Below are 20,950 nucleotides of genomic sequence, written 5' to 3'. Positions count from 1 at the left end.
GACGATCACGCTAACCCGACCAAGACACGCCGACAGCCATACACACATTTTGGCCATTAACCCCCAATCGGTGACCGGTCAGCAGAGCGCCAGCCAGCTCACCTCGGCGATGACTCAGGACTGGTCGAGTGCTGACCTGGGATCGCTGGAATCGAATGTCAACCAGCTCACCGCTGCCCTGAACCCGAATACCGGGGGAGCGCAATCCGGTGGCGGCGGCCCCGGTAGTGACGTCGATGTGAATCAGATAGCGACCCTGGCCACCTCGATCAGCAACACGCTGCAGCCACTACTGGGCCTTCAGCAGTCAGGCACCGCCGACAAGAGCGTCCGCACCGACCTCGCCGCGTCTGCCGAAGGGTCCCCCGACCGCGCAGCACTGACGGTGCTCGACCGCGCCGACCAAGCAGACCTGAACGGTGCAGTGGCATCAGCCAACCAGCTGTCCCAAACTGCCAGCACCCTGGCTCAGCAGCAGAGCGGATCGACCTCTCTGGCAGCCACCGATCCCCAGGTCGCTCAACTCGGAAGCGCGGCTACCCAACTCGGCGAGCAGACCGCTCCCTTGACCTCGACACCGGCCGCAACGATGGGCACCGCCAGCTCCATCCTCAGCGTGCTGGCCCCACAGAAAGTCATCGAACAGGTCCTCAACGTCGTCGTCGGCCTGGGCTCGACCAACTGGATTGGCCTTGTGACCTCGATCAGCCAAGCCATCCAACGAGCCGTCGCCCTCGACGTTCCGGGCGTGCGTGTAGCCGCAGAACAGGTCAACGTCACAATCGGTCCACTGGTCAAGATGGCCGCCCAAGTCGACTTCAAATGGATCGCCAGCATCCTGCGCCTGATCCCTGATCCCCAGGGCTACACCCAGATCGCTGCCATGGTCCTCGACTACGTCGGCAACCTCGACGTGATCAGGCTCGTCAACGACATCCAACGCATCGAAGGCATCGCCTTCGACGTCCTCGAAAAGCGCAACCCGATGCGGCTGGCCGACCTCGTACCCGTCGGACTCGACCTGGCGACGGTGGCCTCCGGAGTCCTCAACGACGGCAGCAAGACACCAGCAGCGGCATATCAGCCAAACCTGGTCGCCGGATCGACACTGTCCACGCAAGCGTCCAACGTCGACTTCCTGGGCCTGACCAACAGCATGACTCAGCTCGCCTCGTCGCAGGACGCCAACAACCTCGCCGGTCTCGTCGACGCCGGCATCGAGGTCTCCCAGTTCGTCGGCGGAGCCACCCGCAACCACGTCAACTACGGCAACTACAAGGTCGACAACTCCGGCCGCTCAGCCATCGAATGGCTTGCCGACTGGATCACCCTCAAAGTCCAGAACATCCAGACATAGACGGCCCCAACCAGTATCGGAGAGTCACATGCGCATCGACAACGACGAGAGTGAGTTCACCGGATACCCCACCGCCAACCGCAGCCCATCCGAACGGCTGAACCTCCGGGGACGCATCGGCATCGGCGCCACCATCGCAGTACTCGGGGCCATGGTCATCACCACCAGCGTCGGACTGGCCCATGCTGATGAGACCACCACACCATCGGCACCCTCCTCGATCATGTCCCAGGGCTACGCCGAGGGCTCCGAGACTGCCCAATCGGTGTCGTCGTCGATCACCGACAAGATCGGCCTGGTCTCGATCAGCCAGGTCACCACCTCCGGTGCGCTGGTGCCCAACTCAGTCATCCAAGTCGAACGCCGCGCCAATGACACCGACACCAGCGACTCGACATCAGCGAGCACAACTGCGACACAGAACAACTCGACGACGACACAGGAGGATGGGGCAGCAGTCAACGGACTGTCGTTCCCAGTCGGAGCCAACCTCGACGTCATCACCAGCGCGACCCCGGTGATCCTCGCGTTACCCGAAGGCGTCTACAAACTCACCCATTTGGGCACCGCCGGCACCGACAACGGCCCCAACGCTGGTGATGTCACTATCCGCGTGGCTGCCGGACACCACGTCGCTGGCAAGCTCCTCGAGCAGCCCGGCACCACCCGAGGCGCCGCGCCCGGCATCACCACCGCCGCCACAACGCCGACACCAGCTACCGACGCCCCCAACTGAGCACACGGAGGGAACATGACCAACACACCTCATGACGGCGAGCGGCCGATGGAATCAAATGCTGTTCAAGTGCGGGAAAACCTCCGAACACCAATCAAGTTCGACGAGTCACTCGGCGCCGAAGCCGCTGCGCAGCTGTTCAAACGGACCTAGACAGGAAGGAACACCACAATGATCCGCCGACTCGCGACTCTACTCCTGGGCGCGGTGGTGATCCTGGCGGTCGGGGTGCTCGGAGGCTTCATCCACACCGACACCGTCGACGTCGCGAAACGCTCTTTCGACTCGCTGATCACCGCCGAACAGTCCGCACCGCCACCGGCCACCGCCGCGGGCTCACCAGACCGCGCACATGGCGACATTGCCGCCCTGCTACAGCACGTGCGGGTCGTCGATACGGTGACGGAGGTCGACGGCTACGAACGTTCGTGCCGCAAGAACAAAGCCTGTGTGTTCGGCAAGGCATGGACCGACGACTCCGCGGCACCGTTGTCGCACAACGGCTGTGACACCCGCAACGACGTTCTACGTCAGCAACTAACGCAGGTCATCACCGATCCACAAAGCCGCGGTTGCAAGGTCCTTTCCGGTGTCCTCGATCCTGACCCGTACACCGGTGAGGTGATCGATTTCCGCAAAGGCTCCACGAGCGGTGATGTGGAGATCGACCATGTCTTCCCCCTCGAGCAAAGTTGGCACTCCGGAGCCTCGGTGTGGCCACTGGCCAAGCGGGTGCAGTTCGCCAACGACCCTGCCAACCTGCTCGCCGTAGACGGCGGACGCAACAGCGCTAAGGGCTCCAAACCCATCAGCGAATGGCTGCCGTCCAACTCCGCCTACGTGTGCAGCTACATCGCCCGTTACCTCGAGGTGGCGCAAGCCTACGAGCTACCGATCACCGCTGCCGACAAGGCCACAGCAGAACACACCTGCTGACGGCACGAATCGGAAAAGGAAAGGGACACACCATGAGAGCCGCGCTCACTCGCACCGGAACCACCACCACGACCCTCGGCGGTGCGTCGCGGAAACGACTGCGAAGCACCGCGGTCGGACTTGCGATCGCCGGTGCGGCCGGGGCTGGTCTCGTTTCGGCTGCGCCCGCCTCAGCCGCCGTGACGCCGATCGGCGTGATCAACGGCCATCCTGCGTTCGCGATCGGCCCGCACGCCAGTAGCGGTGGATGTGGCGACACGGCGAACCGGCTGAGCAGATACGGCGCCAAGAAGTTTGGCGCGAAGTTCGCCACCTGCTACCGCGCCGGCAACGGCAGCTGGTACGCGATCAGCCCCTGGGAGGCCTGATCTTCTAAACCCCTCCGGGTTGTGTCGATGGTCAGGCCCCCAACCAACGACGAGCGACACGGCAACGGAGACGAGGAAGCTCGGTGACTCCCGGCCCCCTGGCCCCCGTGGTGAACACCGGCTCTCAACCGCACACCTGGTCGGCACCAGGATCACCGGCCGGGAGCCACCGAGCCCTATTCACCAACCAAAAGGCAGCGCGCATGAAACTCCTCGCCGAACACACCCCTCGCCAGCGGTCACTTGCCCTGATGCTGCTGCTGGCATTGCTGGTCGGTGTCGGAGCAAGTGCACTGGCGCCGCTCGCCCAGGCCACTCAGCCCACGCCTGTCGGGGCCACGATGGTGCGGGTTTCGGATCTGCCGATGGGCGTTGAGTTCGGCTGCAGTCTGGGGTTGACCGGCACGGACGCTGCCGGCCACGTGATCGTCACGACGGCGCGGCACTGTACGTCCGGACGGCCCGGCACACCGGCCTACCTTGATAACCAGACCTCACCGTCGGGGCGACTGGTCGCTTCCTCGCCGATGTCGAAGCTGGACTATGCCGCCCTCCGGTTGCGTCCCGGAATCACGCTGCCGCTGCCGGCATTGGTGACCGCGCCACCGAAGCTGGGCAGCCAGGTGTGTAAGGCCGGTCGGGTGACAGGCCTGTCGTGTGGCCCGGTCATCGAGGTCACCGCCCACACCTTCACCGCGCTCGTTCGTGTCGCTTGGGGAGATTCCGGCGCGGTGGCCACCGACACCGCCGGTGCTGCAGTCGGCACGGTCAGCCGCGGACGTGGCGGATCGCTTCCTGCCGACCCGCTCGCTGCTGGGGCGACCCTGGCAGCGTCCATGTCCGGTGTTCGTCCACCGCTGCCCACAGTCTTCATCCGGGCAGACGCGATCGCTTCGGACATGGCTGCACGCATCGGCTTCCGTCCTGCAACCCGGTAGCACGCGCATGCCCGGAGCCGATAAGGTCGCACGTACTTCTCATCTATCAGGTCTGTGCGCAGTATCGCGTTCAGAACGGGCCCGGCCGCCGACGTTGTCACCTATGACGTTGCCGGCCGGGTCACCTGCATTGGCGGCCTGGCAAGCTGCTGGTGCTCCACCACCCACGACGTCGAGATGCGCCGCGGACCCGGAGACATGGTGCGCAGCCTGCGGTGACGACCAGCTGGCGATGATCACTGCCACACAGGTGGTTTCGCGTAAGTTCACCGATGCCGAATCGTGGGTATATGGCGGAGACTGGCTGTGCGCGGCCTGCGCCTGGGCGTATTCGACCGCCGAGTTGCGGCGCACCGTCTATCTCGTCGACCAGCACCGGCCAGCACGCACCCTCGTCGAGCGCCCAACCCTCGGGCAGCGGCTGGCCGCGGGAGCGCTGGCGGCCGACCAGATGGCAGTGATCCCGGTCCGCGGGCGCCGCCATATTCTGCCGACCGCGCGGTGGGGGCATGTCTGCACCGACGACACCCAGCTGCGGTGGGATGATGCTGCTGTGGACCTCCTTGACGCGTTGCGCTGGCTGCGGGCCCTGCCCGGTATGCGCGCGGCGATGCTCGCCGATCCGGTACCGCCGATCACGGTCATGCGCACCACACCCACCGACCAATGGCCGGCCCTTCTGGACCGCTGGGAGGCCTTGCAGGCGTGGCGTACCCATCCAGGAGCGTGGTGGGATGCCGCGATCGCCCTGTCTACACCTACAGCTGTCACAGGGCAGGAAGCCCGGTGAGCGACCAGACGTCGATGTCGCCGACGGATCGGTGGCGTGCGGCGGTCCCAGAGTTGCCGGCCTTGACGATGCCGGCCGCGAGCACCGCTGAACGGCTGGTGTTGCTGGTGCACTACAGCCTGGACTGGGACTCGTGGATCGGCGATCACCGTCGCCGCTACTGGGACGAACTGCTGCCCTCGCGCCTGCGCACCGCCACCTACCGCGCCGACACCCTGCCCGCCTGGTGGTCACTGCTCGCTCAAGCACTGCCCATCGTGGTCACCGGCAAGGCTCGTCGCCTCGAGGTCGCCCAACTCGTGGCCGAACCGTCTGCACCCGTGCTGGCAATACTGCGTGAGCAGCTGCCCGCCCTGGTGCTGCGTGTGCGGATCATCGCCGAAGCCGTTGCCGAACAACGCCGCACGGCTGCTGACGTTCCAGGCGGTCCGCCCCGATGATTGAGTCGCATGACGGCCGGGTGCCGGGTGCTCCTCCTTGGCGGTTACGGGTCCGGTCTCTGTTTCGACTACCTTCGCTACGCCGCGACCGCGCGGCGGCGTCGAGCTTGGGCGCAGCCATGCTCATCGACCGCCACGGCGCGAGAGTTGCCTACACCGAAGTGATCGGGAGCATCGGTATTACTACGGCCTACGACAAGCACGGCACCGTGCTCGATCAGATACACGTCGAGGCTGACGCAAACCCGCCAATGGGCATTGCCCAACTCCTGCGCGATCAGCAAGACCGAGGGATGCAACGTTCACCCGACGAAGACAGGACGGACAGCTGATGGTGCAGCCCGCTTCGCCGCTGATCTCAGCGGTGTTCGACGTCAACATCACCGCAGTGACCTCGATCGTGCATCGCGACGACTCCCGCAACACATCCTCGGTACAGAGCTTGTTCCGGCGCGAAAAAGTGCTGACCCCAGCCGGACAGGTGACCGTAGTGCCGATCATCTCGGGCAACGCCTGGCGCGGCATCCTGCGACGCACCGGCGAAACGCTGCTCGCCGAAGTCCTCGACTACACCGGCCAACTACCGCCGGCTGCCGCCCATCTGTTGCGCAACGGCGGATTCCTGCGCAAGTCCACCCGGGAGATGACCCCCGAACAGGAACGCGACCTCAAAGCCCTGGTGCCGTTGATCGGACTGTTCGGCGGGGCAGCCAACGCGCGCATCATGTCCGGAAAACTGGTGGTGTCCAAGGTCGTTCCCATCACCGCCGACACCGCACACCTGCTGCCCACCCCACCGCCCGACGGGCCGGTCCCGGAGTCGATCCACACCATCCTCGGGCAGGAATCCACCTCGCACCTCAACGACCTGACCACCCACACCGACACCGAAGCTCGCCCGACCATGGCGGCGGCAGGGGAGTTCAGCCCGATCCGCCTCGACACCGAAACGCTGATCGCCGGCACCCGACTGGCCGGCCAGCTGCGCCTGACCCATGCCACCGCGGTCGAATACGCCCTGCTGTGCGACATCCTCACCGACTTCGCCGACCACGGACATCTCGGCGGTCGCGTCGCGGCCGGCTACGGCCGCATCCACGCCCAGATCACCTCCACCGTCACCGCCGGCACTCCCGACCCCGATCTGGACTGGCGCAGCGAGGTGGACACCAACCGCGAGGCAGCGATCGACACGCTGACTCAACTCACCTGACAGTCACCGGATGCGTTCTTCGACACCGCTAATCGTGCGCGCCGAGCTGCCCCACGGCGTGTGTTTCGGCCAGCCGTGGGGCATCAGTCTCGATGGTCTGCTCGCCTCGGTGCTGTGGCATCGCCGCAAGGCCGACGAGGCCGCACGTGGCGAAGTGCTGACCTACGACCCTCGGGCGATACCCCAAGACCTGGATCTGCCGCTGGCGCGCTGCACCCTCGGCCAACCGTGGCATTGGATGTGTACCTTCGCCCACACCATTCCCGCCACACCGCACCCTGAGCCACGAACCCGATCGAGCCGTACCGATCATGCTGATCTGCAACGCCTCTCAGCCTCGGTGCCCTCAACGGTGACCGATGCGCGCGGGCACTACCGCAAACGACTCATCCCCGCGGTCGCCACCGTCACCGCGACCGCGACATGGCGGGCCGTCGGTGACCCCGACCAGATTCGTGACCTGCTCGTGGAGGTGACCGAGATCGGCAAGTACCGCACCAGCGGCGAAGGCCGCGTGAGCGCCTGGAGAGTCGAGGAAGTACCAGATGACGACTGGTGGTCCGCCGGACACGAACACATGCCAGGAGTCCTCGGTCGAAGCGCGCCGGCAGAGTGCCTGTTCGATCATCCTGGCATCACCCATGGCGGCCGCGCCAGAACCGCGGTGCGAGCCCCCTACGCACATCCCAGCCGACACGCTAACCATGCTCACCTGCCGTTCGCGTGAGCTTCGCTCCCTTGGGGCGCGAGGACGTTCTTTCAGAGCGACGTGGCCCAGGGCATGTCATCGGCGAACGTGCATGTGCTCTGTTGGGTAGAATTGGTATCAGTACTCACGCGCGAGAGGATGGGTTGATGACGAAGAGTGAGGCTGTTGCGGGACGCGTGCGGAAGGTGCGCGCTATTCGGCGTAACACCGAACTCGAAGGTATCCGCAGTACCGATGCGACCCGCGCTGATCAGCTGGCCTACGCTCGCGGTGACATTGACGTCAACACTCTCAACGAGCGGGTGCGGCGACGCTACAACCTCCACTGATCGCGCTTGCGTCCCACACCCCTGACGTGGCGAGACAGCCGTGGAACACGGGAAATCCCGATCAGGACTGGATTGGCTACTTCCTCCCGGGCAGTGAAGGCGTTCTGCGAAACCGAGTGGGTGCCACCTCCGCTGAGGAACTATCGGTAGCTGAAACCGATCTCAGTGAAGCCAGGCTCCTTGAGTTGCGGGAGAAGCCGCGACTAGCCACACCGCGAACCTATGACCTGGCGCATATGTCCGCGATCCACAAGCAGCTGTTCCAAGACGTGTACGACTGGGCGGGAGAGGTTCGCACAGTCGGCATCGAGAAGGACGGCGAGTCGTTCTGCCCGCCCGGCAATATCAGCCAAGCAATGCAGCATGTTGCGACGCGTATTGCGGAGACCGACTCCTTGCGTGATGTCGCTGAATCTGCGCTGGCGCAACAGGTTGCCTATCTCTATGACTACGTGAACTATGCGCATCCCTTCAGGGAGTGCAACGGGCGCAGTACCCGGGAACTGTTCGACCAGCTACTCGCCGAACGCTCGCGCGGTCTCGATTGGGAACGCACCGATTCCGCAGAGCTATATCGGGCATGTCACAGCGCTCGCGCCGATTCAGATCTCCGCGGGCTGGAGTTGATGTTCGAGCGCATCATCGACAGACATCCGGCATATGACTTCTAGGGCGGCCACACTGATGGCACCTGTGCCGACAGACATGCGGCAGCGGCATGGGAAGTAAGCGTTGATCTTTTCAGCCCACGGTGACGGACAAAGACAACCGGCATCGACGGCAGTCGCTATGATGAGGCGTGATGGGACGAGACAGTCGGTCTGCCCATGACAATCGAGGGTGAGCGATGATGATGCTGATGACTATCAACGAGGTTGATGCCGCCCAGGTGCGGTGTGCGCGGCTGTCGGTGGGGCTGCGTGAGTACGAACTTGAGCAGCTCCTCGGCCTGGACGCCGGGGTGATCGCGGCCGCTGAGGAACGCCGGTGGCCGATCCCGGACGGCCTCGACGAGCTGCTCGGTGAGGTGACCGCGATCGCAGCCACAGAAACGGTCCGGTTGATCGAGCGTGCCACCGCTACAGGCGAGATTGAAGTGTTCAAGGACGCTGCCGGGGTTATCGCGGCGACCGAGGGACGGATCGCGATGGAGGGCGTGTACCGGGTGTGTGCGGGGCGGGCGGCAATGGCCGTGCCTCAGGCGCAGGTCATCCGCCGCGACATCGAGACCGCCGAGCATTCGGCGTGGTTGGCGTGTGTCGCCGCGGCGTGCGGCATGGGGTTCGGTCAGGTGGTGAAGTGGTTCGATGTGGGCCGCAGACGGGCTCAGACGTGGATCGCCGGGACCGGAGCAGTGCCGGCAGGTGTGGTCGCGGAAATGCGTGAGATCACCACACGGGCCCGTACACACGTCGAGGAACTTGCCGCTGGCATCGACGCCGAGGACCCGATCGTCTGGGTGTGTGCGACTGAGGAGCAGATGGAGACGCACTGGCCGGCGCACGCCGACCTGCCACTGACCACCCACCAGGTGTGTGCGGCACGCGCGGCGGCCGGCGTGGACGGCGCACGGCTGGTGTTTCTGCCAGGCTGAACACGTGAGTTCCACGCGGACGGCCTACACCGGGCACGGGGTCATCGACCTCGAGGCCGGGCCGGTTGATGCCGCACGGTTCAAAGCCGCCGGTGTGGTGGCCGAGAAGTTCTACGACGCGATGGAACAGACCCGCATCGGCGCCGAGCTGGCCGATCGGGTCCTCGAGGACGACACCTCACGTCACCGCGCGGCCCGCGATCGTGATCGTGCGTTCCCCCGCGACACCTCCACGGTCAACGATGACCGCAAACGCCGCCAGCTGCCTGATCGCGGCGAGTTCCGCACGGCGCTGTCCTCGCGGCAGCGCAAAGACCGGTCGTTGGTCAAACGGCGCGTCCACGAAGCGGCGCCGCGAAGCCAGATCAACGAGATGCAATGGGCGATCGGTGATCCGGATCGATGGCGGCACCTCAACAGCTCGCTGCGCGAGGCCACCGGCAACGCCCAACGACTGTCCGAGCGTGACCGGAAGTCGGTACAGCGCCTGGACCGGCTGATCCAAAGCTACGAACGAGACAGTGGGCGTGGGCATGTGGTGTACGCGGTCGCCGAGTTGCCCACCGACACACCAGTCACCCGCCGCCGCGACGTCCCAGAGACGTTGCAACCGGGGGCGCGGATCTCATTCGACCAGTACACGATGACCACCCACACCCTGCACGAAGCGACCGCTGTGGCCGCTCAACGTCGCGCGCAGGGCTCCGGGGCGTCGACAGTGATCCTCGAGATCGAAACCTCTCGCGGGATGTATCTGGGCCGCTCGGACAGCGTTGATGACACCAGCCACCTGCTGCCGCGCGGGCTGGGGCTGCGGGTGGCCGGCATCGACGAGCACGCCGACTACGCCCGACCAGGCGGGCACGACTCCACCCTGGTGGTGCAGCTGCGCGACACACCACGCGACCCCGACTACCAACCGCCGGTCACCGGCCGGCGGCTGTTCCGTGACCGCAGAGCCGAAGCTGCCGCACGCGCGGCAGCCCGAGACACCAAGGAGCCCTAACCATGTCTGCGACCCGCCGACCCAAAGACCTCCCGCCGATCCCACCCCGGAAAAAGAAGGGGGAACCTCTCGGCCGCGGCCGGTGGAACGATGTGCTGATCGTGCACGACGACATCCGCTTCGGCGTCACCAACTTCCGCTCGATCCAACCCGGCGACCCCCACGCCGACAACGAAACTCCCGAAACACCACAGACCACCACCACCGCACCGCGCCGCAAGCGGTAGACGAAACTCTGTGGCCGGAGCCGCCGACGGTCCCGACCCGGGCCTGGACATCACCGAGCTGCGTGCGGTACGCGGTGCGCGACTCGACCCCACCGCGCTCCTCGAACAGGTCGCCGACTATCGCGACCGCCATGGCGGGATGTGGGTGGCCTGGTCGGGCGGCAAAGACAGCACCGTGGTGGTCGATCTGGTCCGCCGTGTCGACCCGGCAGTGCCGGTGGTGTTCTACGACTGCGGCCTGGATTTCCCTGAAACCCGCACCTACCTGCGCGATCTCGCGGCAGCGTGGGATCTGAACCTGCACGTGGTGCCCACCGAACCCGACCTACTCACGCTGCTTGTCGCGGCCGGCGACTTCGACCCGGCCGCACCGACACGACAGGTACGTCTGAATGTGCGCGCCGCGATGATCGCCGACCCCGCCGCCCGCGCCCATGCCCAGTTCGGGCCCGCGAACCTGTGGGGTGTGCGTGCCGGCGAATCGGCTGGGCGCCTGCAGCTCTACCGCACCCAGGCCGCCCGCGGCCGCCGCTGCGGATACGGCACCGGCGGTGGCCTGGTGTCGCGGGCCGATGGCACCACCAGCTACAGCCCGATCTGGAACTGGACCACCGACCACGTCTGGGAATACCTCAACGCCCGCGACATCGCACCCAACCCGATCTATGCGAAACTCACCGCGCTCGGTGCCGACCCCAGCGATGCCCGCGTCGACGCCATGATCGATCCCGCCCGCCTCGACAACGGCCACATCACCCGACTCGCCGCCGGCTGGCCGGCCATCTTCGACCGTCTCGTCGACGCCCTCCCACGCCTGGCCGACTACTGCTGACCGCACCACACTCCACAGCCCAGCACGGTGGCCTGGTGGACCGTATAGCGTTTCGCCGCCGGGAGATGGTCACTAGCGCTTCGATCGTCGCTTTGATGTTCGTCTTTATGCTGTCGGCGCCGGGGCAGATCAGCGCAGCGCCTGCTGCGGCCGCCGAACAAGTGTGCGGCGTGGTCGCTAACCGTTCGTTGTCGGTGGCTGAACTGAAGAACAACGGCTGCCCGCCACAAATGAGTACGCGCAGCGATGGTGAGACACCGCTTGGCTACACACTCGAGGGGGAGAAGTCATCCAACCTCAACTACCAAACACCGAAGAAGTACTTCACCTGGTACAACCCCGTCTCGGGAGAGGTGTTTTGCGAGGTGACCGTGGTGCTGAATCAGTGGGTAGATGGGTCCCCGACCAGGTACTGGGAGATCGAATCCGACATCCGGCCCAGTCCCGAGCGAGGGTGCGCCGATCCCTCTTACAACCCTGAGTACGACCACTACTGCGGGGTCAATATGCGCAACGCACGAGATATCACCTGCGCTGAGTACTGGCTCCGGTACCGACCAGGGCGAGCTCCAGATGTCGACGGCGAAGGACCACTGGACGTGCCCACCGATGAGTACATCCACTATTTCGGCGAAGGCGTCAACGTCACCAAGTTCCCGATGATGCGGATCGGAATTCTCTTCGCGTCGAACAACGGAACCCTATACCTGGAACACAAATATCGCCTCTATGACGTGTGTCCGCGCACCGCGAACACTCTTCTATGCACGACAACCGGCCGCGGCGACGATTAGCCAATCGCCGCACATCAAAAGCATCCACGCGCAAAAGAGCGACACAGAAATCGAGTAGGAGAAAAACCAATGCGACAGAAGAACATCCGACGCCTGACCGCGAGCGGATTGGCAGCCGCCGCAATCGTGTCAGGATCGGTGCTGGGGGCCGGCACCTCGAGCGCTACGACCCTCAACAGCTGGATCGGGCCATTGCGCGCCGAGAACATTGACTACCTGCACTACTCCACGATCACCAACGCCCCGAACCTAGAGGCATCCACACGCATCTACACAGTCGATGGCAACCCGGTGCAACCGTTTACGATTGGCGCCCGCGCGCGACTGTTCAAATCTGGCGCACTGTGCCAGGCCACGAACTACGTGTTCAACGAGGACCCCAGCACCCAGGTAGTCGCCGCAACCAGCGGCCACTGCGGCACCGGTTCATACAACAGCCACGGATTCGTCGAAGCGTGGAACGGGACGGGCTACACCGAGATCTTCACCTTCCCGACGAACCCGCTGAACTACACCGCGCCCGCGGCGCGTTCCGTCGAGCCGGCAACGTCGGCTAAGCAGTCAGGGAAGAACAGCCAGGGCAAATCGTTCGGCACCGCTGAGGGGGTCCGCGACGACGCCCAACTTCCGGATCTGATCTCGACGTACGCCACCAATGGGAAACTGGGGTATGTCTACGCCAATGCGCCCACCAAGAAGCCGGCCACTCGCGCTGCTGCCCGAGTTGCGCAACAGCAATGGACTGTCCCGGTCTACGAACAGGATGGCACCACCCAGATCGGCGTGTTCACCGTCGGCTGAGACCACCAGAAACCGCCACAATGGCTGATCATGAACTGGTGTGGTTCGATCCGAGTGCCGGGCTGACCAACAGCCCAGCACTCGGATCGAGGGGTAGCTGCTGGGCACTCGACGACCGCCACCGGCTCTGGCTCACCCAGACCGCTGCCGTCACAGCGCAAGCCATCGCCCGCACGTTGGACTTCCAGATCGCACCAGCGCGACTGCTGCGCTCCATCGCCCGACACACGCCAGTCCTCATCCCGGATCTCGAGTTGCTGTTTCACGAACACCATCAAGGACGTCAGGATCTCGACGAAGTACTCGACGGAAAACTGCGCACCAACCCGATCTATGTCGACGGGCAGCTCCACAATGCGATCGGGTGTGATGTTGCCAGCACCTACTCCTACGATGCAGTTCTCATCGAGGAGCGATGGATTGCAGCCCTGACACCACAGACCGACGAACCGCGATGGCTACGCACCGGCGACGGAAGCCCTGGTCTCGTGTGGCCCTGACGCCACCTCCCGAGTACGAATTCCCCATTGTCAGTAGTGTTTAGGCCTGGAACTGGACCGCCGACGTCCACCATCGCAGCCTCGAACCGACACGTGCAGCAGCGGACACGATGAATCATAAAGGTGCGCTTACTGTGTCGTCGTGGGAAGCCGCCCGAATCGCCGCCCACCTACAGCCGTGCAATCCACCGTCGAAGCGGGTAGGCGTTCAAGCGGATGAGGATGCCGCGACCGGCCTGTAGGGGGCCAGGTCTGCGTTATCAACTCTCGCATGGTTGGTCGGCAAGGCGACTACGCGCGAGAGTGGCTGTGTCGGAAGAGTTTCTGCCGCTGACTGTTGGCCGTTCATGGCCGGAATCTGGCTGCTTCCTGCCAAGAGCTCGTTCAGCAACAGCGCTGATGACAGCGAGGGAAACAGCGACGATGCATGAGATCAGGAGGAATGCGACGACCTGTCCACGGTCGGCGAACCATCCGGCGCTGGCTGAGCTGAGGCCGAATCCGACACAGCTAGATGAGTAGAGAACTGAGTGTCCTGCGGAGTGGTAACGCTCCGGCAGAGCTTCGTGGAGCGACAGATTGCGTGCGGTGACCAGGCAGGATTGTGCGAGTCCAGCAGCAGCCATTGCAACGACAATCCCCGTGAGGGGGTTGATCACCGCGGAGAGAGCGATGAACGCGGCGGTCGCAGTGAGGAATAGTAGGCATTGGGTGCGATAGGTGGTTGGCCAGGTGCGCAGTCCGTAGATGAGGCTGCCGGCGACGGCTGCGATGGAGAAGACGCTGAGTGACACACCTGCCCAGTCGAGATCGTGGCTTCTGATTTCCAGGAGGGGGGAGATGGAGATCTCGATTGATCCAGACAAGAACATGGCGGCGGCGCTGGTGAGATAGATAGGCCAAGCGCGGGCCAGGATGCGAAGGCGGTCATTGGCCGTGCGCTGAGGGCGAGGGTGTTCTGTAGTGAAGTGGGGCGCGGTTGTCGATCCTGGGACGTGGGAGATCCAGAACATGGAGGTAGCGCATCCGACGGCGGCCAGTAGTAGGGGCATACGGCCATCGATTTGCAGGGCGAGAATGGTGACAAGGGCGGGTGACGTGGCGAAGGTGAGGTTAGTGATCACCGAGTCCCAGCTCATCCCGATGTAAATCTGGGAGGTTCCGAGGTTGCGGGTGAGTAGAACTCGGAGACTGCCGATGAGACCGGCTATTGAGCCGCCCATGAGTGCGGCGAGGACAATCAGGAGTGGTTGTGGCAGTTCGGTGACACCAACAGCCAGTGTGATGAGTGCAGCGACAGACACGGCGAGGGCGATGCGCGCGTCGCGGGCGATCGGTTTGGTGTCGGCGCGGGCGCCGAGGATGGGTGCCGCGATGGATTCGGTGAAAACGCATGCTGCCGCCATCCATGCTCCCGTGGTGTACTCGCCAAGTTCGGTGCGGGAGAGCATGACGAACATGATCGGCGCGGCTGCGGCAGGAAACCGGGTCAGCAGGCGGATGACCGACCATGACCAGATTCCGTGTTGGGCCAGTAAGTCTCGGTACTGTTTCATCGTTTGTGCACTTGTGCGTATGCCCGCACCGGAAAGGTCGCGAAGTTGTTGATCTTTACTGGTACGGCGGTGAAGGTGAACTCACGGTCGCGGAGCGCGGCGACCTGGCAGAGATGTTCGACTATTGGGATGCCGTGTTGTAGTAACGCGGAGTGTGCTGGTCTTCTTCCATGGCTTGCGGGGGAGGTGTCGTCGATGTTGACTGAGTCGATGCCGACGAGGGTGGCGCCGCCCTTGATGAGTGCGTGTGCGGTGTCGAGGTCGATGAAAGGGTGCTCAGGACAGCTGTAGTGGTCTGTGCACCAGTGCTTCGACCAGCCGGTGTCGAACAGTACCGCGCGTCCGCTGATGTCGATGTCCTCCAGGGCTTCTGGCGTGATCTGTCGAGTGTGTGCGGGGACGCGGACACCGGGGATGTCGACGATGCGTTCTAGGGGGAGTTGGCTGAGGTCGTATCCGTCCCGATAGCGGTGTGCGGGGGTGTCGAGGTAGGTGCCGGTGTTTCCGACCATGGTGATGTGTCCGATGCGGAACTCGGTTCCGTCGGCGTAGTAGCGGTGTGATTGTTCCCAGGTCAGGTGGTCTCTGATTTCCGGGTTTGGCAGCCCGGGGTATGCGGTTGCGTCTGCGGTGATGGTGTGGCTGAGGTCAATGAGTCGCGGCAACGGGCGCCTCCTCGAGAGTTGGTCCAGCCGAGAGCGCATGCAGTTGAGCTTCGAGCTGGTATGCGTCATCGAGGTCGACACCGACCAGAACGTAACGGACTGTGCCGTCAATCCACGTGGAGTCAGCGGTGATGATGATGCCGCGGCGGGTGGCGAAGTCGAAGGTCAGACCGGAGTCTGTCAAGGCGCGAAGCGCGCCGTCGAAGGATGAGACTTCCCATCGTTCGCGGTCGATGAGTACACGGTCTGATCCGGCGATGTGCGCGGTGAAGACTTTGTGCAGGTAGGTGGCTCCACTGATCCGGCTGTTGGTTTCGTGGACGTAGACGTCTCCGTCGGGTGATACGACAGCGTCCACGCTCATGATGCCGCGATAGCCCATTGCCTGGTAGGCCTTGCACAGTCGCAGTGCGGCATCCGAGACGTCAGCCTGTTCGGTGGGTGTGAGGCATCCAGCTGGGATGACGACGCCAGCGAGGATGGGAGCCATCAGCAGTTGCCCGGTGCCTACCGCGCCGATGGTGTAATCGGTGACTAGATACTCGGCGTAGACTGAACGCGCGTGCTCGATGTAGCGCTCGATGATCACTGTGGATGTGTCGTTGTTGGACAGCCAGTTCCAGTGATCGTCGAGGAACTTCTCGATGTCGGCTACTGCGTCGATGTGGGTCACCGACAATGCCCCTTGGGCCTGGGTGTTGGGCCGTGGGCTGAGAATGAGATTGCCCTCGCTACTGGCCTGGTGTTCTTGCTTGACGATGACAGAGTGGCCTGCGCCGATCAGACCCGCGATGGCGCGATCGGCGCTATCGCGGGTCTGGGCGGTTTCGCCTGCGGCGATCGGGATGCCGATGCCGGCGGCGACGCACCGGAACAGGGCCTTGCTGTTGGCGATGCTCCCCCCGCCTTGTGAGAAGAAATGGGCGCCGGGGAGTGCGCTGGATATACCAGCGGATCGGGCCATGTCCGCGGTAGCGGTATCGGTGAAATAAGGCAGTATACGGTGGATGTCGCGGTGGGCGGTCTCTCGACGTAGCTCTTCGACGAAGGATGGATGTGTCAGTCTGTCCCCGGTGAGGATGACATCGCCGGCGTACCCGGCTGGCGGCACGATGATGGTCACGGTTGTTGGATCGAAGTCGGCGAGCGTTGCGATATAGGCCATATATGCGGCGCCCGGTTGCCGAGGCAGGACGACGATGTCACCGTCTTGGGCGAACCACAGCATCCGCTGTGACAGTGCACACGCGACGAGGCGTTGGTGCGGAGACAGGAGCAGGGGGTCCCCGGCGAGTTGTTCGGTGTAGACGTTCCCGATCAGAATCGAAGCCATCTGAACTCCTGGGGCGTGGGTTGCTCTGCTGACGTGGTGGTCGTGTCGGTGCGGGCCGGCGGTGTGCGGAGGGTGTTGTGTGTCGCGATCTTCAGGATTCGCCAGTAGAAGTCGGGATAGCTGTGGTCAACATGGCGTGCGAGCTTGAGTACCTCGGAGTGCCGCGCACGTAGGCGGTTGAGGGGAACAGCCATCGCGGCGTGGTGTTCGACGTGAAGGTTGTTGCCGTTGGTGAACCAGGTACTCAGTCGCGATCCTGTGATCGAGCGTGTATTGCGGAGTACGTCATCGGTGTCTGCTTCGCACAGGACGTGTTCGGGGAGCTCGACGAGGAAGTGGATCGGTGCTGCCAGAAGCAACGGAACGAACCAGAGTAGGAGAACTTCCTGCCAGGCGCCGAGTGCGCATGCGGCGATCAGTGCGGTCAGAAGGATGGCCATCAGGCGGTATTCCTGGATAACGTCGGCGCGGCGGCGCGGAGAGATCTGTCCGCTGGTGTACGTCCAGCGACCTAGGATGCTCGCTCCGATTGCGTTGAGGACTCTAACCAGTCGGATGTAGTCGAATGCGCCCAGCAGAAGAGTCTTCCAGGTGATCGGCTGTCGGGTATCGAAACCAAAGAACTCTGAATCGTTGGGCGTTCCGAGGAACCGATGGTGTTGGAGGTGACGTACCCGATAGTCGCTGTAGGACACCAGAAGTGGAAGCCCCAGCGGCACACCGACGATGCGGTGCCATCGTGCGGTGCGGAACGCCGAGTGGTGTAGACACTGGTGCTGAAGCTCGACCATGTGGGTGTAGGTGCAGGCCAGAATCAGCACTCCGAGCCCGACTCCGATCGGACCTCCATAGATCTGCGCGGTGATGCCGGCGGTCAGGAGGACAGCGACTCCGAGGAGACGGATAAGGAAGACGCGCTGATCATGTCGGGTGACTTTCTGTCTGGTGAACAAAGGGGGTGCGCTGGCGGCCACGGCATTTCTCCCTGTCCGGTGCACCGTCAGCCTTTGAGCGCTGTCATTCGCGCCCAGACTTGGCTGTAGTAGTCGTTGGCGACTTGGATACGTGTGGCGATGCCTAAACTGATCTCACGCAACAACTCTGGTGAGCGTTCGACGAGTGGAAGAAAGACGCCCTTGGTCCATTCCGCTCCGTGGTCGGCATCAACGTGGACGTGAATACGTTGGTACTCGATAACGTCGTCAGGGACGCGGAGACGTTCGCAGCCGTCAACCATCGCCTGGAAACGCGGTGAAGCGCTCTGCTCGAGGACCCCCATCGCGCCGAGCGCGCGGGGATTGAGATGGCGGTGAATACCGTAGGCCAGCAGTAGCGACGCGTTGGCGTATACCTGCGAGAATTGCAGTGTCCGGTAGTCGAATCCAATCTCGTCCAGCTGCGCACGCATGTACAGCGCGGAATGGTCGAACAGCCGCGTATGCATATGTTCGAGAGTTCCCTCACCCATCTCATCCCAGTAGTTCTCTGCGATAGTGAGCTTGGTGACCCCCTGCGTCCCGATCTGCACCATAGCCATCAGATCATCGAACTTGCTGTCCACAAGCTCTTCGGCAAGGAAGAACAGCGCGATCTCCTCTAGCCCGGCTTCGGATGCAAGGTAGTGATTGAAGTCGTCCTGGGTGTGGGCCTCCGCGACGGCCAGAAACCACTCATGAAACTCGGATGCCGACGCGGGCAGTTCCACATCCTGGACCCGATTGGTCTCCCAGTCGAGCCACCGGTGTTCGATCTCCCGGACATCGGCATCCATGTTCAGTCGAGGAATCGACCGGAAATTGTCGGGGCCGGAAAGGTAGTCGACGTAGTAGGCGTGCAGTCGGCTGAGCTGATCGAGTCGTGCAGATTCATCGCCGGGTTGATCGCTGAGGTGAGGGAACGCGCGGTCGAGAATGCTCGGGTCTAGGTGGGCCGGGCTGTCAAGGACCTCTTGGGTCATGGGTTTTCTCCTCGCTGAAGCGCTCGTTGGTCTTGAACGGATCGGTGTAGCGAATCGAGCCTGGTCTCTTCCCATTTCGTGGTGCCTGTCGGAAGACCACCCTTAGTGTTGGTGGGTGCAGTCGTAGCCAGCAACAGACGTTAGGACCTCTAACGGACACGTCCACGCTCCGCTGTTGTCCCAGGTGGATCGGTTGTTCGCTGCTCTGACTCATAAGGATCTGTACATGTACGACTCGTGCAGGGCCGGGTAGCGTGGAATCCTGTGATAGCCCCGCACGCAGGTAACGCGCTGAACTTTCAGCAGCTGCAAGCATTAGGTGCCGTCAATGAGTACGGCTCGATCAGTGCGGCGGCCGCAGAGCTCTACCTGACTCCATCGGCGGTGTCGCAGCAGCTACAGGCACTCGCGTCGAACTGTGGTTTCGAACTCATTGAGCGCCGCGGCCGATCGGTGCGGCTCACGCGCCGCGGTCTAGCGCTTGCGTCCCTAGCAGAAGAAGTGTTCTCGCGCTGGGAGAGAGGACTGGAATCACTTGCTGCACAGAGTGACCAACCTGTCCGAATCCTCCGAATGGGTGCACTCACATCGGCGTATCGCACCTGGCTTGGGCCCGTCGTTTCCCGTATTCGCTCGACGACTGGTGTCGACATGGAGCTACTCGAAGTTGACCCAGACAAGGCCTGTAAGTACCTCATCGACGGCATGATCGATATGGCCGTCTCGGTGCGCATCCCGGATCAGCTTCCCATGAATATTCAGCGATTCCCGCTCTACAGCGACACATTCAAGGTTGTTGGAGGGATTCCACAACCCCGTGGCACCGGGGTCGCCGCGCTGAGCGATGCATGCTGGGTTCTGCCCGAAAGCCGCACCTACTGTCATGAGATCATCACCGCATATTGCACTGCGGCGGGATTCTCTCCACACCCGATTGCCCGCAGCAACGACTGGGGGGTCATTCAGAGTATGGCGGCCAGCCTCGAAGCTGTCGCCCTCGTTCCCGAGAGTTGTCTCTCTGAGACTCCGGGCTTGTCAGTCTTTGACATCGATGCCGACGAGCTCCCGGACTGGCCCATCGAACTCATCACCCGTGCCGACATCGCTCACAAACCTGAGTTCCACCCCATCCATCGGCTTATTGCCCAACTGGCCCCAATCACGGAAGTGCTATGACCAGCAACGCCTTTTACCACGAAGGGTCACTCGAACTTCAACGCCAACAACACACCACACAGCTGGCTGCACACATCCGCACCCGATACGTGACTGACTACCTCACTGACACGGCAGCCACCATGATCGAGACGGCGGACTGCGTATTCCTCGCTACCGCCGACGCGGCCGGGCGCCCCGACTGCTCCTACAAAGGAGGGCTCCCAGGGTTCATCAGAGTCATCGACCCACAGACCATCGCCATCCCCAACTACGACGGGAACGGAATGTTTCGCAGCTTGGGAAACATCACCGTCAACCCGGCAGTAGGAATGCTGTTTATTGACTTCGTCAACCCTGCGAGACTCCGGATCAACGGGCATGCCAGCGTGCACACCAGCGGTGAGATTGTCGGCGAGTTCACCGACGCTGACGCAGTCACCATAGTTACGGTCGAGCAGGCCTTCGAGAACTGCCCACGATACATCCACAACCACGCGACCGGTGAGTACTCACCGCACTGCCCCCGACCCAACTACCAGCCACCCGACCCCGAATGGAAACTCAAGCCCGAATACGACGGCATCGTCCGCAGAACCAGCAGCAGCGCCGTTGCACTGGATACAGGTGACAGCAAGTCGCGATAGTCGGATTGATCTGCGTGGCCATCATGGACCGTCTCGTCGATGCACTGCCACGCCTGGCCGACTATCG

27 protein-coding genes are annotated in these 20,950 nt (G+C 63.3%); 22 read left to right on the top strand and 5 right to left on the bottom strand.

Annotation, left to right across the window (positions count from 1 at the left end):
• Window positions 1-70: 70 nt before the first annotated feature.
• The 20 genes from AAFP35_RS25885 to AAFP35_RS25790 all read left to right on the top strand — a co-directional run bounded on the left by AAFP35_RS25885 (window position 71) and on the right by AAFP35_RS25790 (window position 13,570).
• Window positions 71-1,357: a hypothetical protein gene (locus AAFP35_RS25885; protein ID WP_419224561.1), complete on the top strand. Its 1,287-nt coding sequence runs from the start codon at window positions 71-73 to the stop codon at window positions 1,355-1,357.
• A 28-nt stretch (window positions 1,358-1,385) separates the two neighbouring features.
• Window positions 1,386-2,093, top strand: coding sequence for a hypothetical protein (locus tag AAFP35_RS25880; RefSeq protein ID WP_419224560.1), 708 nt, complete (start codon window positions 1,386-1,388; stop codon window positions 2,091-2,093).
• A gap of 15 nt (window positions 2,094-2,108) precedes the next feature.
• The gene (locus AAFP35_RS25875; protein ID WP_419224559.1) at window positions 2,109-2,246 is read left to right on the top strand and encodes a hypothetical protein; all 138 of its coding nucleotides are present in this window, start codon (window positions 2,109-2,111) and stop codon (window positions 2,244-2,246) included.
• 18 nt (window positions 2,247-2,264) lie between these two features.
• On the top strand, window positions 2,265-3,029 hold the full coding sequence (locus tag AAFP35_RS25870) for an HNH endonuclease family protein (RefSeq protein WP_419224558.1): 765 nt from the start codon (window positions 2,265-2,267) through the stop codon (window positions 3,027-3,029).
• A gap of 32 nt (window positions 3,030-3,061) precedes the next feature.
• Window positions 3,062-3,397 carry a hypothetical protein gene (locus tag AAFP35_RS25865; protein WP_419224557.1) on the top strand — a complete coding sequence of 112 codons (336 nt, stop codon included), beginning with the start codon at window positions 3,062-3,064 and terminating at the stop codon, window positions 3,395-3,397.
• Window positions 3,398-3,600: 203 nt separating this feature from the next.
• A complete protein-coding gene (locus AAFP35_RS25860; protein ID WP_419224556.1) occupies window positions 3,601-4,335 on the top strand; it encodes a serine protease in 735 nt (244 codons plus the stop codon).
• A 232-nt stretch (window positions 4,336-4,567) separates the two neighbouring features.
• Window positions 4,568-5,125 (top strand): hypothetical protein, encoded by a 558-nt coding sequence (locus tag AAFP35_RS25855; RefSeq protein WP_419224555.1) that lies wholly within the window; start codon window positions 4,568-4,570, stop codon window positions 5,123-5,125.
• A complete protein-coding gene (locus AAFP35_RS25850) occupies window positions 5,122-5,565 on the top strand; it encodes a hypothetical protein (protein ID WP_419224554.1) in 444 nt (147 codons plus the stop codon). The genes AAFP35_RS25855 and AAFP35_RS25850 overlap by 4 nt, the downstream gene beginning before the upstream one ends.
• A 119-nt stretch (window positions 5,566-5,684) precedes the next feature.
• Window positions 5,685-5,897, top strand: a complete 213-nt coding sequence (locus AAFP35_RS25845; RefSeq protein WP_419224553.1) for a hypothetical protein — start codon at window positions 5,685-5,687, stop codon at window positions 5,895-5,897.
• Complete coding sequence (locus AAFP35_RS25840; protein WP_419224552.1) at window positions 5,897-6,778, top strand: hypothetical protein; 882 nt, start codon at window positions 5,897-5,899, stop codon at window positions 6,776-6,778. Before AAFP35_RS25845 ends, AAFP35_RS25840 begins: the two co-directional genes overlap by 1 nt.
• Before the next feature lie 10 nt (window positions 6,779-6,788).
• Window positions 6,789-7,505 carry a hypothetical protein gene (locus AAFP35_RS25835; protein ID WP_419224551.1) on the top strand — a complete coding sequence of 239 codons (717 nt, stop codon included), beginning with the start codon at window positions 6,789-6,791 and terminating at the stop codon, window positions 7,503-7,505.
• 128 nt (window positions 7,506-7,633) lie between these two features.
• On the top strand, window positions 7,634-7,816 hold the full coding sequence (locus AAFP35_RS25830; RefSeq protein ID WP_419224550.1) for a hypothetical protein: 183 nt from the start codon (window positions 7,634-7,636) through the stop codon (window positions 7,814-7,816).
• A 26-nt stretch (window positions 7,817-7,842) separates the two neighbouring features.
• On the top strand, window positions 7,843-8,487 hold the full coding sequence (locus AAFP35_RS25825; protein WP_419224549.1) for a Fic/DOC family protein: 645 nt from the start codon (window positions 7,843-7,845) through the stop codon (window positions 8,485-8,487).
• A 188-nt stretch (window positions 8,488-8,675) separates the two neighbouring features.
• Window positions 8,676-9,410, top strand: coding sequence for a hypothetical protein (locus tag AAFP35_RS25820; protein ID WP_419224548.1), 735 nt, complete (start codon window positions 8,676-8,678; stop codon window positions 9,408-9,410).
• Between the two features lie 4 nt (window positions 9,411-9,414).
• Window positions 9,415-10,416 carry a hypothetical protein gene (locus AAFP35_RS25815; protein WP_419224547.1) on the top strand — a complete coding sequence of 334 codons (1,002 nt, stop codon included), beginning with the start codon at window positions 9,415-9,417 and terminating at the stop codon, window positions 10,414-10,416.
• A 2-nt stretch (window positions 10,417-10,418) separates the two neighbouring features.
• Window positions 10,419-10,643 (top strand): hypothetical protein, encoded by a 225-nt coding sequence (locus AAFP35_RS25810; protein WP_419224546.1) that lies wholly within the window; start codon window positions 10,419-10,421, stop codon window positions 10,641-10,643.
• A gap of 10 nt (window positions 10,644-10,653) precedes the next feature.
• On the top strand, window positions 10,654-11,475 hold the full coding sequence (locus AAFP35_RS25805; protein ID WP_419224545.1) for a phosphoadenosine phosphosulfate reductase family protein: 822 nt from the start codon (window positions 10,654-10,656) through the stop codon (window positions 11,473-11,475).
• Window positions 11,476-11,510: 35 nt separating this feature from the next.
• Window positions 11,511-12,269, top strand: coding sequence for a hypothetical protein (locus AAFP35_RS25800; protein ID WP_419224544.1), 759 nt, complete (start codon window positions 11,511-11,513; stop codon window positions 12,267-12,269).
• A 69-nt stretch (window positions 12,270-12,338) separates the two neighbouring features.
• The gene (locus AAFP35_RS25795; RefSeq protein WP_419224543.1) at window positions 12,339-13,070 is read left to right on the top strand and encodes a hypothetical protein; all 732 of its coding nucleotides are present in this window, start codon (window positions 12,339-12,341) and stop codon (window positions 13,068-13,070) included.
• A gap of 20 nt (window positions 13,071-13,090) precedes the next feature.
• Window positions 13,091-13,570, top strand: coding sequence for a hypothetical protein (locus AAFP35_RS25790; RefSeq protein WP_419224542.1), 480 nt, complete (start codon window positions 13,091-13,093; stop codon window positions 13,568-13,570).
• Window positions 13,571-13,830: 260 nt separating this feature from the next.
• Here AAFP35_RS25790 and AAFP35_RS25785 read toward each other — a convergent pair whose 3' ends face one another.
• From AAFP35_RS25785 to AAFP35_RS25765, 5 genes are read right to left on the bottom strand one after another with little or no spacing between them, the layout of a single operon-like run.
• The gene (locus AAFP35_RS25785) at window positions 13,831-15,126 is read right to left on the bottom strand and encodes an MFS transporter (RefSeq protein ID WP_419224541.1); all 1,296 of its coding nucleotides are present in this window, start codon (window positions 15,124-15,126) and stop codon (window positions 13,831-13,833) included.
• A complete protein-coding gene (locus AAFP35_RS25780; RefSeq protein ID WP_419224540.1) occupies window positions 15,123-15,791 on the bottom strand; it encodes a cyclase family protein in 669 nt (222 codons plus the stop codon). The genes AAFP35_RS25785 and AAFP35_RS25780 overlap by 4 nt, the downstream gene beginning before the upstream one ends.
• A complete protein-coding gene (locus tag AAFP35_RS25775) occupies window positions 15,775-17,124 on the bottom strand; it encodes a peptide ligase PGM1-related protein (RefSeq protein ID WP_419224539.1) in 1,350 nt (449 codons plus the stop codon). The genes AAFP35_RS25780 and AAFP35_RS25775 overlap by 17 nt, the downstream gene beginning before the upstream one ends.
• On the bottom strand, window positions 17,109-18,098 hold the full coding sequence (locus AAFP35_RS25770) for a fatty acid desaturase family protein (protein ID WP_419224538.1): 990 nt from the start codon (window positions 18,096-18,098) through the stop codon (window positions 17,109-17,111). Before AAFP35_RS25770 ends, AAFP35_RS25775 begins: the two co-directional genes overlap by 16 nt.
• Before the next feature lie 26 nt (window positions 18,099-18,124).
• Window positions 18,125-19,081, bottom strand: a complete 957-nt coding sequence (locus AAFP35_RS25765) for an iron-containing redox enzyme family protein (RefSeq protein WP_419224537.1) — start codon at window positions 19,079-19,081, stop codon at window positions 18,125-18,127.
• Between the two features lie 264 nt (window positions 19,082-19,345).
• Between AAFP35_RS25765 and AAFP35_RS25760 the strand changes: the two genes are divergently transcribed.
• Window positions 19,346-20,257 (top strand): LysR family transcriptional regulator, encoded by a 912-nt coding sequence (locus tag AAFP35_RS25760; protein ID WP_419224536.1) that lies wholly within the window; start codon window positions 19,346-19,348, stop codon window positions 20,255-20,257.
• Entirely contained in the window at window positions 20,254-20,883 is a 630-nt protein-coding gene (locus AAFP35_RS25755; protein WP_419224535.1) for a pyridoxamine 5'-phosphate oxidase family protein, read from the top strand. Before AAFP35_RS25760 ends, AAFP35_RS25755 begins: the two co-directional genes overlap by 4 nt.
• Window positions 20,884-20,950 lie beyond the last annotated feature (67 nt).

This window comes from Gordonia sp. CPCC 206044, assembly GCF_048537895.1.
In the GTDB taxonomy this organism is placed as follows: Bacteria; Actinomycetota; Actinomycetes; order Mycobacteriales; family Mycobacteriaceae; genus Gordonia.
Note: the sequence above shows the minus strand (reverse complement) of the source record. Positions and strands in the feature narration are given on the sequence as shown.